Annotated in this window: 7 protein-coding genes and 1 pseudogene; 7 read left to right on the top strand and 1 reads right to left on the bottom strand. The window is 47.1% G+C overall.

Going from position 1 to position 15,688, the window contains the following annotated elements:
* Window positions 1-64: 64 nt before the first annotated feature.
* The 6 genes and pseudogenes from QUA04_RS09300 to QUA04_RS09275 all read left to right on the top strand — a co-directional run bounded on the left by QUA04_RS09300 (window position 65) and on the right by QUA04_RS09275 (window position 5,750).
* A pseudogene (locus tag QUA04_RS09300) lies at window positions 65-415 on the top strand (four helix bundle protein).
* A 62-nt stretch (window positions 416-477) separates the two neighbouring features.
* Complete coding sequence (locus tag QUA04_RS09295) at window positions 478-1,701, top strand: J domain-containing protein (protein WP_333255908.1); 1,224 nt, start codon at window positions 478-480, stop codon at window positions 1,699-1,701.
* A 348-nt stretch (window positions 1,702-2,049) separates the two neighbouring features.
* Window positions 2,050-4,485: a dynamin-like GTPase family protein gene (locus tag QUA04_RS09290; RefSeq protein WP_333255906.1), complete on the top strand. Its 2,436-nt coding sequence runs from the start codon at window positions 2,050-2,052 to the stop codon at window positions 4,483-4,485.
* Window positions 4,486-4,691: 206 nt separating this feature from the next.
* On the top strand, window positions 4,692-5,126 hold the full coding sequence (locus QUA04_RS09285) for a KGK domain-containing protein (RefSeq protein WP_333255904.1): 435 nt from the start codon (window positions 4,692-4,694) through the stop codon (window positions 5,124-5,126).
* Between the two features lie 50 nt (window positions 5,127-5,176).
* Window positions 5,177-5,422 (top strand): HNH endonuclease, encoded by a 246-nt coding sequence (locus tag QUA04_RS09280; protein ID WP_015179287.1) that lies wholly within the window; start codon window positions 5,177-5,179, stop codon window positions 5,420-5,422.
* Window positions 5,423-5,513: 91 nt separating this feature from the next.
* Entirely contained in the window at window positions 5,514-5,750 is a 237-nt protein-coding gene (locus QUA04_RS09275) for a toxin-antitoxin (TA) system antitoxin (protein WP_333255902.1), read from the top strand.
* Between the two features lie 100 nt (window positions 5,751-5,850).
* On the opposite strand, the gene QUA04_RS09270 is transcribed toward QUA04_RS09275, so the two are convergent.
* The gene (locus QUA04_RS09270) at window positions 5,851-9,663 is read right to left on the bottom strand and encodes a glycoside hydrolase family 2 TIM barrel-domain containing protein (RefSeq protein WP_333255900.1); all 3,813 of its coding nucleotides are present in this window, start codon (window positions 9,661-9,663) and stop codon (window positions 5,851-5,853) included.
* A 229-nt stretch (window positions 9,664-9,892) separates the two neighbouring features.
* Between QUA04_RS09270 and QUA04_RS09265 the strand changes: the two genes are divergently transcribed.
* A complete protein-coding gene (locus tag QUA04_RS09265) occupies window positions 9,893-15,397 on the top strand; it encodes a PAS domain S-box protein (RefSeq protein WP_333255898.1) in 5,505 nt (1,834 codons plus the stop codon).
* Window positions 15,398-15,688 lie beyond the last annotated feature (291 nt).

Raw genomic sequence — 15,688 nt, 5'->3', positions numbered from 1 at the left:
CTACACTAGACTTCTTTGAATTAGATAAAGATTACTATGGTAAGTAAGGAGAAAATTATGTTGTATGACCCATAGAGAACAATACATCTGGCAGGGGGGTATTTATCTTTGTCAACTTTGCTACGAATTAACTAAATCTTTTCATTCGTCTGAACTTTATGGTATTACCAGTCAAATTCGCCGTGCATCTGTATCAGTACCAGCTAACATTGCGGAGGGATATGGGCGTGTTACTAGACAAGAGTAGATTCGATATTTGCGAATAGCTCTCGGTTCGCTCAGAGAACTGGATACTCATCTAGTGATTTCTGAAAGAGTAGGATTAGCAGCACCCGAAAAAATCTCACCAGTTATCAAAGAAGTAGATGAACTCACACGATTAATTGTCAGTACAATCAACAAACTAGAAGGATAAAACATCATCCTTCATCCTTCATCCCTCATCCCTCATCCTTCTTCCTTCTTCCTTCTCCAACTATGCAGAATTTTCGCAATTACTATCTAATTTTGGGAGTGCCCAAAGATGCCACGGCTGATGAGATAAAAAAAGCCTATCGACGGCTGGCCAGACAGTTGCACCCCGATGTAAATCCAGGTGATAAATCTGCTGAAGATAGGTTTAAGGATATTAATGAAGCTTATGATATTCTTTCCGATCTCGACAAGCGCGCTCAATACGATCAGTTTAGTAAATTCTGGAAACAAAAAGGATTTCAAGGAAAGCAAGGGGTGCGACTTCCCAATTTCAAAACTTGGGGAAACAGTAAAACAACCCGCAAAAAACCGACCGAAGATGTAGATTTTAGCGATTACTCGGATTTTAATAAATTTCTGGATCAAGTGCTCGGAAGACGCCGGGAAGTGAGGATGGCGACAGCGAATGATGCAGCGGGAGTAGCCTCCTCTGAACCGTGGAGTACGGCTTCTAAGAAAACGAGTTATGTTGCTAATTCTCGCCCACCTAGAAGGGATTTCGACGATCGCGAAATGCGACGAGAAACAGACGATCGCGAAATGCGACGGGAAACAGTCGATCGCGAAATGCGACGGGATGTGGACGATCGCGAAATGCGACGAGAAACAGTCGATCGCGAAATGCGACGGGAGATAGTCGATCGCGAAATCAGAAGGGATATAGCCGATCGCGAAATGCGACGGGAAATTAGAGAAACAGTCGATCGCGAAACGAGAAGAGACATTGAGGCGAGGCTAACTCTGCCTTTGGAAAGGGCTTATTCGGGTGGTACCGAGCGAATTCGTTTGGAAGATGGGCGAGCGATCGAGGTGAATCTGCCTCCTGCTATGGTATCAGGCCAGCGGATTCGCTTGCGAAATCAAGGTATTGGCGGCGGAGATTTATATTTGAAAATCACGGTTTCTCCCCATCCATTTTTTCGATTGGAAATGTCGGATATTTGCTGCGAATTGCCTCTGACTCCCAGCGAAGCGGTGTTGGGTGGAGATGTGGAAGTACCGACGCTGGATGGTAGGGTGAAAATGAAATTGCCACCGGGAGTAACGTCTGGAAAGCGGTTGCGGCTGGCTAACAAGGGCTATCCGACGGGAAATGGCGATCGGGGCGATCAGCTAGTAGAAATTCAGGTGTTAATTCCCACAGAAATTAGTGACGAAGAAAGAGAATTGTACCAGAAGTTGCGAGAGGTTGAGTCTTTTAAACCGCGCCAGGATTTATCAGTTTAATGTAGAGTAAGCAATGCGCCCGTTTAATTTTGTAGGGGCGCCATAATGCGCGCCTTACTACCAATTGTGTGCGAAAACTTAGGAGATGCTTGGCTGTAAATAGATAATAACAAATCCCTTGGTATCAGAATTATCCATCTCTCTCTTCTCTTCCTCTGCGCCCTCTGCGCCCTCTGCGGTTTAATCATTCCGAAACAACCGTACACAATATGATTTGTCGCCAGAATAGCCGATCGCACTTTCAGCAATCCTGGCTCGCATAAGTAAAATTACTGTTGTGATTATTTCTGAACTAGCAGAGAATTAACAATAAGATAATTTTCCCACAATCAGGAGCAGTCTGCCGCCATGACTCAAATGCCCCCTCAATGCAACAACCTGCAAGAGCAAGTTGATTCTTTAGTGCAACTGCTGCGTCAGGAATCGTCTTTGCGACAACAAGATATCACGGCGGTACAAGCTTCTCTGAAAAAGGCAATTTCTCCTGAGTTTGAAATTGTGTTTGCCGGGGCTTTCAGTGCGGGAAAATCAATGCTAATTAATGCTTTGCTGGAGCGGGAATTGCTCTACAGTGCTGAAGGACACGCGACAGGTACTGAATGTTATATCGCCTTTGCTGATCCTGAAAAAGAGCGAGTTGTTCTCACTTTTTTGAGTGACTTTGAAATTCGAGAACAAGCACATACTCTTTGTGAAAGGTTAGGTTTAACTACTGAACTTAATATTAATCACACAGATGTAGTGCCGCTTTTGTGTCAGGGATGTAAGATAATTATTGAAAAGGAAGGCGGCGAAAATAAATCGGAGCGAGCCAAACAAGCTAAGGCTTTGATGCTGCTGTTGGAAGGTTTTGAGGCAAATCGCGAGCGCATCCAAACTCTCGAAAACGCTACCTACTCAATGGAACAGTTTAACTTTTCCAATCTCAAGGAAGCTGCTAGTTATGCCCGTCGCGGTAGTAACAGTGCTGTACTCAAGCGAGTGGAATATTACTGTTATCATCCGCTGCTGCAAGATGGCAATATTATTATCGATACGCCGGGAATTGATGCGCCGGTGCAGCGGGATGCAGAATTGACTTATGATAAGATTGAAAGCCCGGATACTTCGGCGGTTGTATGCGTTTTAAAAGCGGCTTCGTCTGGGGAAATGACGACGGAGGAAACCGAGTTGATGGAAAAAACACGGGGAAATCCGGGAATTCGCGATCGACTGTTTTACATTTTTAACCGCATTGACGAAACTTGGTACAACACGCAACTGCGACAGCGCTTAGAAAATCTGATTAATTCCGACTTTCGCGATACTGCGAGAGTTTACAAAACTAGCGGATTGTTGGGGTTTTACGGGAGTTTGATTCGAGGGACAACAGGGCGCGATCGCTTTGGTTTAAATACAATCTTTGCCACCAGCCAAGGGCGAGTTTCTGGAGATGATAAATTAGATTCAGAGTTACTCGGTAATAGTGAAGAAACTCCGCAATTTGTTAGTGAATTTAATCGCTACTGTGCGAATTCCGGTAAGCTATCTCCGAGCAAATTTCGCATTTCAGTTAACAGCTACGAAACACCAAATGAAAACTACGTGCGGATTCTTGCCGAGCAAGGACAACCATTAATTACTCAATTAATTCAAGATAGCGGAATCGAAGATTTTCGCACAGCCATCACCCGTTACCTCACAGAAGAAAAACGCCCGCAACTGTTCAAAAATTTAGCTGACGACTTAGAAGACTTGTGCATTCAACTGCGGAAACATTACCAAACAATTCAGCGGAACTTGGACAGCCAGCCCCGCGAAATTGAAGCAATGAAAGCACAAGAACTTTTGCGGCTAAATCAAGAATTGCAGCAAGTTGGACAGGATTTTCGGGAACATATCGCCGAAGAAGTCAATGAAATGATTATGAACAGATGCGATATTTTCGATATAGACTTTCGGCAACTGCAATCTCGGATGATCCGGCGCTTGGATGAATTGTTAGACGGATTTTCTGTTGAGGCGGCTTACGGACGCACTTTGCGGAATCATCCCCGCAATGCTACAGCACCTTTAATTGCTGTTTTAGTTGAAGCACTTTATTATTTAGCGAATCAGTTGGAAGATATTTTAGTAGAGGCTACTAAGTCACTGGTTGATAATTATTTCCAGTATTTGAAAGATAACGTTCGCAAGTCGGAATACTATCGATTACTCTATCGGTTGTTGGGGAATGATGGGGGCATTGAACAGCAGTTAGAGGAGTTATCAAAGCGGGTTTCTGATGCTTTGGTAAATGCGGCGGGCGTTGAGTGCGATCGCTACGTGCGAGAAAGTCCCCGTTTTTACGACGAAGGCACATTTTCAATTTATCAATTCCGGGAAACATTGCAGCAAACTTCTCAAGGTTTCGACTGCGAAAATATGGTTGATGCCCAACCGGCAATTCGACAATTATTGCGGCTGGATTTTGAGCCGAAAGTATCTAGAACTATTCGGCAAACTTTCCGCCAAACTGTCAACCAAACGCTGAAAGAGCATTTGTTGCCGCTGGCACAAAAGCAAGCTGATGATATTTTGCAGAAATACAGTCAAGCCCGCGATTATTTGGAGCAAACTTTGGCACAGGAGGCGGAGGAAAAGATTGCTGGGAACCTGCGGCGGCAAGCTGAGAATGAGCAAAAGATTCAAGAGTACGATCGGGCGGTTTCTGGGATTAATAGTTGTTTGCAGGCAATGAAGTTGCACGAGCATTTGTTGCCTGTAATCGGGCAAAATGATAGTGTTTCGGTGGATGGTGAATGATTGGAAATCCGGCGATTGAAAACCAGGCGATTGGAAATCGCAGCTACACAGACAAAACCCGCCGACGCGGGTTGAAGACATTCTTAGTCGGCGTCCGGCGGACATCGTTTGTATAGCTGCCAATTCTATTCGCCGGGGCAATTGTCAAAACAGAGATACTACTCTAAAATAGTTAGGATGACAGTTTAAACAACTTAAAGATTAATATGGAAGATAAATTTGATTTTCACAACTGCGGTAATGAGGATGCTTTATCTTTCGGTAACGCAATGCTTAAAGTAGAAAAACTCAAGGAAACAGTAAATGGAGTTTTGCCTGAATATGGGTTAGGAGAGAAACTCACTCACTTGCTGAGTCAACAAAAACTCTACATTTATGTAGGTTCAAATACTGACCAACAACCTAATGCTTATGAGAACTGGTTTGGTGAAGGTATAGATTGTGAAATTCTCAGAGTGGGTGCTCAGGGGTGGAAGAAAGGAAAGATGAAGCTCAAACTCAATGTCACTATAGAATTTTGCCCAGACGAACCAGACGTTGAAGAAACACCAGAAAACAACGAATCAGAAACTAGCAAACCAGAATCCCCCCTCGATGATTTGCGCCGCCAACTTCTCAATCAAGAAAACTCATCCAGCTAATCCATCAAACATCCGCGTTTATTCGCGTTCATCTGCGGTTAAAAATCATCATGTCTAAAACCCCCAGAATTCCCATTCCCCCAGAAGTCCGAAAATATGTATTTACTCGCAATAAATACCAATGCCAAAGCTGCGGCCAAACCAAGCTAGAAACCCAACTGACGATCGATCATATCATCCCCCTAGCCCGCGGCGGCAGCAACGACATCAGCAACTTGCAAACCCTCTGTGGCACCTGCAACCAAAAGAAAACCGACAAACTAGACCCCCGCTTCCGTCGTCACTTTGACCTGTGATATTTAACAGTATAATAAAATCAGCAATTTAAGCTTCAAATTGCTAACCTCTGTTCGATCGCACTTTTAATCCCTAGCTTGGATAACTGCAATGCTGACAAAAACAGTAGACGTGCAAGAAGCACAGACAAATTTAAAAGAGTTATTATCTCTAGCACTTAAAGGCATAGAGGTTATTCTCACAGAAGGTGGCATTCCCCTTGTCCGTTTAGCGCCCATCGCATCCCCAACTAAGCAGCGTACAGCAGGATTGCACGCAGGAGCAATCTGGACAAGCGACGATTTTGATGAACCGTTACCCGACGAATTTTGGACAGGGAATCTATGAAATTAGTGTTCGATACTAATACCTTCATATTGTACTTTTACCTTTAATATCACGCCTCAAATCCTCCATAACATCCGCGTTAATCTGCGGTTCAAAAATCCTACCATCGATAATACCGATAAGGATCGTCTCCATTCTCAAAATCCGTTTTGTAATCCCAGTGATAAAACTCCCGACTCGAACCGTTAAACACAGATCCATCCGCCTTAAAACTCGCCCCTAAATTAGCCAAAATCTGAGCATTGGCCCGGGTTTGCCGCCAGCGAGTAAAACGCAAATAAGTCTTAGTATCAGCATTCAAACTGTCCGGTTCAATCTGAGAAAAAATCGCCACACCCTTGCCAACTTTTACCCGACTTAACAAACCGTCAGCGCCGATTTCTCCCCCAGACTTAATCAACCAAGTATCATAAAAAGAGCGCGATCGCAAATCTGAAGCACTAACCCCCTTCACCTCATCCCAACTCGGAACCGCCAGCGAACCGCCAAAATCCTGCGCTTGCTGCAAACCCACGCCCAAACCCGCCACAGGCACTTCACGCGGCAAGAAAAACGCCTTCCCGCCAGCATTCAAATAACCGCGCAAATCTGCATCTTTCAGATTCGCTTGTGTCCCCACAATTGCCAAACCAACATCATTAGAAAGCGAACTAGCCCGCTGATAAATTACCCCCAAACTGTCCAACTTTTGGGCATCTCCATCTCCCCCTATTAAAACCACTTTATCCGGCTTTCCAAGCACAGGAGAATTCATCCCGTAACTCACAATTTGTTGCACTAACTGCGCCGCCCCAGCATCTACAGAATAATGGTCTTCCAAATCCAACTCATTTAAAATCAGCCGCCCTTTTCCGTACTCCAATTCCATCAGCGGCGAATAAGCTAAATCAAACTCTGATTCCAAAATAGGGCGCCAACCGCTGCGGTGCGGCTTCTCAATAGAAGCGCTACTGACACCGCCACGATTTCCCCAACGCCAGCCGTACCAATGTTTAGTTGCCGGACTCAAATTAGGGTCTGTTTGGCTCGTATCTGGATAAGCTTCAACCAGCGTGCTTTCCCCCACCCAATCCCGCAAATCTTCACTGTCTAAACCGCTAATTGCGGGATGGTTGCTGTCAACTGGATAAGCGCGGCGGCTGACGTGACCAGCTACCCGAAAACCCGTATTTTCCAGCCATTCCCTGCGCTGAGGAAACACAATTGCTTTGCCGCCGTTTCGTACAAAACTTTCTAAACTTCCCGGCAAATTTGCCCCACTCGAAAACGCTTCCCTACCGATAATTAATAGCGATGCAAGTTGCGAACCATTCCACGGTACAAGCTGATAACCTAATTGTTTTAAAATTGCCGATGTTTTGCCCGCTGGATCGAAGATTGTCAGCGTATCCTTGCTTTTGGCTTGATTGGCAAAAACCCGGAAAGCAAATGTATCAGAATGCGATCGATCGCCCACCCGTGCCGTCAAGCGAATTTCGCCGTCAGCCTTGCTAGAAATGGTATTTAGCAAATTTACTTCTATTGGGAAAAACAGCGTTCCTGCCGCCTCAATTCTCCCTTTTTGCTCGCCTTTTTTTACTTCTTTCCCCCCCACCAAAACTCGCCAATTAAATGCAAATTCTTGCGTCGCCCGCGTATCGTTAAGTAACACTACTTGCTTTGCCAGTTTTCCGCCCACAAACAAATTGTGATCTTTCGCAGTAAAAACCGGGCTAGCACCAGCAATCCAAGCCAAAGTCGAGCTATTATTATTCATAATTGCCTCGCCCCCAGGATGAACAGTGTAAGCTTCGGGCTGGAAATAATGCAAAAGATTATTCGAGACTTGCTTCAAATAAACTCCCCGGCGACCCGGTTGAAATGCCCCAATCTCCACCTTTTTTCTGCCAGCTTCGGACACTTCCCAACCATGTCCGTCATTCCAAGGAATCATCCCCCCAGACATTCCAAAAGTTCGCCAACTCCGCCAAGTATTTGTACTGAATAACTGCTGCAACTTTTGAAAAGCGGGTGAAAAATCTAACTCTTTTTTAAAATGCCAGCTTTGATACTCCTGACCCTGGACAAATTGCTCGCGAATTTTAGATTTATAAGCGGCAGTTTCCAACTCGTAAGCCTGCTTGCCAAAATAAATTGCCGCAAACTCAGTCATCCAAGGTTCGCTGAGAATCGCCTGACCAAAACCTTTGCGGTTCCGCATCATCGTTGCGTGCAGAGGAGTGCCAAACTCGACGGCCATGTAGGGCATATCCCCGGTTTTGCTCCACTCAGAAATCCACTCTTCCCGTTCTTGCAAGGGAATCATATTTAAATAAGAATTCAGCGCATAAACATCGCCGAAATTTGCGCCTTGGTGTACCATCACAGGTCTGGTTGGGTCTGCCGATTTAATCGCAGCTATAGCGTCATTTCCTAGGGGAGTGTTCGCCCGCAAACGCTGGTTGTCGGAGGGACTGAGAGTGCCTTCTACTTTTCTTTTGCCGATACGGCGCGGATTTTGGTCGTCAGCGTTGCCGAAAAAATTAGGACTTGTCGCCCACATTAATACTGATGGATGATTGCGGTAGCGGCGCATTTCAGTCACCATTCGGTCTTTCCAGCGGTTTTTCCACAGGGGGTTCTTCCACTTGCCGTTCCAAGCAATAGGACTAATGTCTAAAGCGGGAGCCATAATGGGAAAACCTTTGAGGTCTGCTCTTTCGGAAAATAACTCTCGGAAGTGCCATCTACCGCGTTCGTCGTGATTCCAAGGCCACATTTCTGTTATGTTAAAACCTGCTTTGACGTAGCCATCAATTAGGCTATCAGCAACTTCTAATGTCCCGCCTTGCCAAGTATCCGAGTGCAAGATTGGTCGCAGCCGAAATTCAGTTCCATTTAAGAAAAACTTGCGCCCTTCTATCCAAAATTCGCGGAAGCCAAAAGGTTGGTCGTATTGCGTGTCAATGCCGCTGCCTTTTACTTCTAATTGCAGGGTGTAAAGGTTTGGTTGCCCGACATCCCAAAGACGGGGATTTGGCCAATTCCACTGAACTTGTAAGGTTTGAATTGGTTTAGCTTGAACCTTGGCATTTGCGGTGAATTTTTGTTGTACTTTGCCTTTTTCGTCCACCATTTGCGCGATTAATTCAACTTGACCGCTTTGGGCAACGTCTTTGAGTTCTACATCTAATTTAACTTGCTTTTTTCTGGTGGAAGTTTGGACGAATACGTCGCTAATAAGCGGGCCTGGGGGAAGGCTCAGAAGTCGCACTTCGCCGATGATTCCCCGCGATTGCAATTTGGATTTTTCTGTGTAGATTTCTGTGGGGCCCATGATGACGGCTTTTTCCTTTTCATCGGATACTGCAACCACTAAAATAGATAGGGTGTTTTGACCTGGTTTTGCTGCTTTGGTAATTTCAATAGTGCCGTAGGGCCATGGGATTTGACCGCAGTTAATGCCATTGATAAATATGACTGCATCGGTGCTGACTCTGGCTAAGTCGATAAATATGCGGCGGTTTGTCCAGTTGCCAGGAATGTCTATATTTCTCTGATACCAAGCTTTTGATAGTTGTTTGCTGTTAAAGTTTTCCCAATCTTTGCCGCTGCCGCGAGTGATGATTCCGGGTACGGATTCGTGGTTTTCTTTTTGCCAGTCTCCAGGCACCCAGATGGAACCCCAATTTGGGGAGACGGGGGGGTTTTGGGGGTTGCCAACGGCGGGGACAAATTGCCAAGTTCCGTTGAGATAGATTTGGGATCGTTTGTTGTCGATCGCCCCGGCGGCCAGGGTGGTAAGATTGGGGAAGCCGATCGATATCGCTGAGTTGCTGGCGAAGTTGGGATTTTGCAGCGCGTAACCGACGAATCCAAAGAGGGTGGCGGCTGCGAAAAATAACCCGATAATTTTTGCCAGCTTGTGATTCACTCGCTTATTGCTCCCAAAAATTAGATACTCTAATTTGTCCCTGAATCTATGATAGCAGTTGATTCAGCATAAATCCCCCTGCCAATCTGTCTCTGGGAAGATGGCACAGAGCAGACAAATGTGGTTTTGTATAGAAAAAATAAATACTTAGTTTTAACTAAGTTTTAAAAAGGTTGTTTCATCGACATAAGCAATAGTGCGATCGCGCCATCGCTACAGGTCAACAAAAATGAGTCAGTTTGAGGTCTTGCCCTTACCCATTAAATCTTACAGTATTGCTACATTTAGTGCCGGCACGGCTTTACTGCTAACAACTCTGTTACTGTTTTCCTTCCAGGCCGCTCCTGCAATGTTACTTTTGGTCGCTGCGGTTATCGCTTGGTATGCTTGCTTAAAGTCCGCCGAACAAAAACTAGAAATAGAACGTAATATTATTTCCAAAGTAATTGACACGACGGCTTGCTTAATTGTAGTTCTCGACAGCCAAGGACGGATTGTCCGCTTTAACCAAGCTTGCGAAAAAACTACAGGCTACTCGACAGCAGAAGTAATAAATAAATATCTTTGGGATGTGTTTTTACTTTCCGAAGAAATAGACCCAGTTAAAACTGTTTTTACCAAGCTCAAAGTCGAACATTATAACAGCGAATATCAAAACTATTGGCGCACTAAAAACGGCTCGAAACGATTAATTTCTTGGTCGAATACTGTGACGACCGATAGCGAGGGTTTGGTAGAATATGTGATAGCAACTGGCATTGATATTACCGAGCGCCAAGAAGCAGAAATAGCCTTGGCATTATCCTACACCAAACTAGAAAGCCGCGTCAAACAACGCACAGCAGAACTGACAGTAGCTAAAGAAGCGCTGCAAGCTCAAGAAGAACGATTTCGCTGTTTAAGTTCGTGTTCGCCTGTCGGCATTTTTATGGCAGATTATGAGGGGCGCTACACCTATGCAAACCCACGCTGTCAGGCTATTTTTGGCTTGAGTTTGACAGAACTTTTAGGAGACGGTTGGGAGAAGTGCATTCACCCGGAAGACAGCGATCGCGTATTGGCCCGATGGCTGGATTATACTCGGCAAGGTGGGGAATATGCGATCGAGTATCGCCTGCAAACACCAGAGGGAATTGTGCGCTGGATTAACGTTTGTTCCTCGCCGATGTTCTCCGACTCCGGCGAACTCATCGGATACGTGGGCACGGTGAGAGATGTCAGCGAAAGACAACAAGCGCAAGCAGCTTTGGCAAACAGCGAACAGCAACTGAGAACGCTGCTAGAAAATACGCCAGATATCATTATCCGCACGGACAAAGAACTGCGTTATATGTATGTCAATAAAGCAGTTGAAAGAAGCCAAGGAAAACCGCTTTCATTCTTTTTGGGTAAAACCAGTCAAGAAATAGGAATCCCGCCGGAACTGTGCCAAATCTGGGATGAAACCCTGCACAAAGTGTTAGAAATCGGTTGCGAAGAAATTATCGAATTTCAGGCTTTCTCAATCAACGGTCTCCGAAGTTATCAATCCCGCGTAGTTCCCGAATTTGACAAAAATGGCGTACCAGAATCAGCCTTAATTGTCGCCCGCGATCTCACAGAAATCAAACTTGCAGAAACTCAAAGATTGCAGTTAACTATCGAGCAAACAGCGAGGCAAAAAGCGGAAATAGAACAACAGCGATCGGCATTTTTAGCAGAAGTCAGCAAAATGCTGGCTGATGCGTTTGACGGGGAAACGGTGCTGCAAAAGGTAGCAGAATTAGCAGTAAATTTGATCGCCGATGGGTGCTGCATTCATTTGACCGAAACCGACTCAAAAGTGCGCCGAGTGGCTGTGGCTCACGCAGACCCATCTACGGTTGATACTATTAATAACTTGAGAATCCGCAGCCCGATCGCCGAGAATGCTGTTAACGGCTATCCCGTGGTAATCCGCAGCGGAAAATCCGAACTAATTGCCGACGTGGATGAGGAAATTTTAGCAGCAGGAGCCGACAATGCAGCAGAAATGGAAAAATTGCGATCGCTCAATATCGGCTCTCACGCTTGTGTACCGCTGAAGGCTCGCGGGCGGGTAAGGGGTTCCATCACTTGCTTTACCTCGAAGTTGGGCCGCCGCTACTGTGCAGAAGACATGGCAATGCTAGAAGACCTAGCATACCGCGTGGCGATCGCCCTCGACAACGCCAGACTTTACACTGAAGCGCAACAAGCACTATCTCAAACATCCCAATCCTTTGCCTTAATTGACTCGCTGTTAGAAGCATCTCCCCTAGCAATTTGCTTTATGGATCGCGAAATGCGCTTCATCCGTATCAATCAAGTATTAGCAGAACTCAACGGTTTGCCGATAGAACAGCATCTCGGCCAAGACTTCCGCCAATTGTTGCCAGAACATGCAGCCAAATTTGCGCCGATAATTCAGCAAGTTTTAGAAACCGGCCAGCCTGTTTTAAACTTAGAAATGAGCGGCGAACCTGATGGGAAACCGGGATATTTCGGTTACTGGCTAGCCAACTACTACCCAGTTAAAAATGAAAGAGAAGAAATAATCGGAGTAGGCCTAATTATTACAGATATTACCGCAGCCAAACAAACAGAATTAGCTTTGCGGGAAAGCGAAATGCGCTTCCGCAGCGTGGTAGAATCTAACATGATCGGCATCGGTTTCTGGGATGCCAACGGCGAAGTTACTGATGCTAACGACGCCTTGCTGGCAATGATCGGATATACGAGGGAAGACTTAGTTTCGGGACAGATCCGCTGGCTCGAACTCACGGCGCCGGAATACGCAGAACTCGATCGCGCCGCCATCGCGCAAGTCGTAGCATCAGGAAGTTGCGCGCCTTATGAAAAAGAATTCATCCGCTCTGACGGCACGCGCTTCCCAATTTTAATCGGGGGCGGAAACTTGCCAGGATTTACAGACAAAGGAGCATTCTTCGTACTAGATATCACCGATCGCAAACAAGCGCAAAACCAACTTCGAGAAAACGAAATACGCATTCGCCGCCAACTAGCAGAACTCGACTTAGTTTACAAAACCACACCGGTCGGGCTGTGCTTTGTCGATACCAATTTGCGCTACATCCGCATCAACGAATGCCTCGCTGCGATCGACGGCAAATCGATCGCAGATTACATCGGACATACCGTTAGAGAAGTAATTCCCGAAATGGCCGATATGCTAGAGCCAATTTATCGCCAAGTGCTGGCGACGCAAACCCCCGTGATCGACTTGGAAGTTAAGGCCGAAACCAAGCAACAGCCGGGAGTTTTGCGCGATTGGCAAATCAGCTTTTACCCCGTGAGCGATGAATCAGGAACACTGCTGGGAGTCAGCACTGTGGTAGCCGAAATCACCGATCGCAAACAAGCAAAACGGGTAATGCAGCAAAGCGAAGCCATATTCCGGCGGCTGTTCGAGTCAAATATTTTCGGAGTCGCGATCGGCGATTTTAGCGGCCGCATCGCCTACGCCAACCAATCCCTGCTCAACATGGTCGGCTACACCCGCTCAGAGTTGCTCTCCGGTCAAATGCGGTGGGACAGAATGACCCCCCCCGAATACCTGCACCTAGACGCCATGGCGGCCGGGGAACTGCGGGCTAAGGGAGTCGCAACTCCTTTCAAGAAAGAGTATATCCGCAAAGATGGCAGCCGCGTGCCGATTCTGATGGGGGGAACCACTCTGGGCCAGGACGATCGCGAACCAGAGACGATCGTCGCATTCTACATCGACTTGACCGAGATATCGCGGGTGGAAGCAGAACTCAAAAACAATCAAGAACGGCTGCAAATCGCTCAGCAAGCAGGCAAAATCGGAACTTTTGAATGGAACGTCCAAACCGGCGAGCTCGCTTGTACGCCGGAGTTCGAGGCTTTGTACGGGCTGCCTGCAGGCGGTATCGACAGCTATGAAAGTTGGGCCCAAATGGTGCATCCAGACGATCGCGCTGTTATTCAAAAGCAGGTAAAGGCTGCGAGGGCGTCCGGGGAGGAATTAAACCTTGAGTTCCGCATCTGCCGCCCGGACAAAAGCGTGGGCTGGATTGCTTGCAGGGCTAAGGTGTTTCCCGACGATGGGGGTTTGCCTTGGCGGATGATCGGGGTGAACGTCGATATCAGCGATCGCAAACAAGCAGAAGCAGCGCGATCGCACATCCATCACACTTTAGAAGCCTTGATTCAGGCTTGTCCCCTAGCAATTACCGTTTTGGACTGCGACGACGGGACTGTGAAAATGTGGAACCCAGCAGCCGAGAGGATTTTTGGCTGGCAGGAATCAGAGGCGGTAGGTCAATTTATACCCAGCGTTCCCGCAGACAAGCGGGAGGAATTCAGGGCTAATTTGAAAGGAATTCGCGAAGGAAACGCGATCGCCGGCATGGAAACCCAGCGCCAAAGGAAAGACGGCAGCTTGATCGACATCAGTTTGTGGGCAACTCCAGTCCGCGACAGCAACGGCAATATCAACTGTATGTCGATTATCGCCGACATCAGCGATCGCAAGCAAGTCGAGGCCCAACGCGCTCAGTTGCTCGAGCGCGAACAAGTCGCGCGGGCGGAAGCAGAAGCTATCAGCCGCCGGAAAGACGAGTTTCTAGACTCTCTTTCCCACGAATTGCGAACGCCTTTAAACGTGATTCATGGGTGGGCACAGATCCTGCGCGCCCACGCCTACAACGAAGATAAATTAGCTTCGGGTTTGGAAGCCATCGAGCGTCAGTCGAAGGTGCAGATGCAGCTAGTGGAAGATTTGCTCGACGTTTCCCGAATTATTCAAGGCAAGCTGGTTCTGAAACCCGGCTGGTTCTACATGGTAAGGACGATCGAGGCGGCTCATAATTCAGTTCGTTTGGCAGCCGAGGCCAAGTCTGTCACCGTTTCGTTAGAACTTGACCCCGCAGTCGGCTTGATGTGGGGCGACGCCCCAAGGTTGCAGCAGGTAGTGTGGAATTTGCTGACTAACGCCGTCAAGTTTACGCCTTCGGGGGGAAATGTCGAACTGCGCTTATCTGCGGTAGCTGTTAGCGATTCCTCATCACCCAATTACGTGCAAATTACTGTCAGCGATACCGGAAAGGGCATTGCTGCTGAGTTTCTGCCCTACGTGTTTGATCGCTTCCGACAAGCAGACGCCTCGAAAACTAAGGCTGAGAGCGGTTTGGGACTGGGATTGGCGATCGTCGAGCACTTGGTGCAACTCCACGGGGGTACTGTGACTGCGGAAAGTCCCGGTAAAGACCAAGGTGCGACATTTACGGTGACACTGCCACTCAAACAGCCTCGGAGTAAGCAGCCGCATTTGAGAGGAGAAAGGAAATCCCATCCAAGGCCTCCGGGTATTTTGGCTGGTTTAAAGGTGTTGGTAGTTGACGACGAACCCGACAACCGCGAGTTTTTGATGGTGGCGCTGCAACAGTGGGGGGCGACTGCGACTGCGGCTGCTTCGGCTGCGGAGGCGATCGACATTTTACAGCAGTCGCCGCCGGATATTTTAGTCAGCGATATCGGTATGCCCGTTGAGGACGGCTACTCGCTAATCCGCCAAGTGCGATCGTCCGAATCCGACAAAATCAAGAGCTTGCCGGCCGTGGCGCTGACAGCTTATGCTAGCGAAGAAGACCGCGATCAGGCGATCGCCACTGGTTACAACGAACACTTAACAAAGCCGATCGAACCCGCTCTCTTCGCCACCGTTTTAGCCAAGTTAGCAAATGGGGATTAGGGCGATCGGCGAGATACTGCAAACTCTGACCAAAAGTAATTTGCTCCGGGCCCCCGGATTTATCAGGGGTCAATTCTTCAATTCTTTAGTCTAAAATCTAAAATCGATGAGATACTACCAACTCTGACCAAAATTAATTTGCTCCGGGCCCCCGGATTTATCAGGGATCAATTCTTCAATTCTTCAATTCTTCAATTCTTCAATCTAAAATCGATGAGATACTGTCAACTCTGACCAAAAGTAATTTGCTCCGGCGCCAATTCTTCAATCTAAAATCTAAAATCTAAAATC

This window comes from Microcoleus sp. S13_C5 (assembly GCF_036700845.1).
Taxonomy (GTDB): domain Bacteria; phylum Cyanobacteriota; class Cyanobacteriia; order Cyanobacteriales; family Microcoleaceae; genus Microcoleus.
This window is presented reverse-complemented; position numbering and strand designations above follow the sequence as displayed.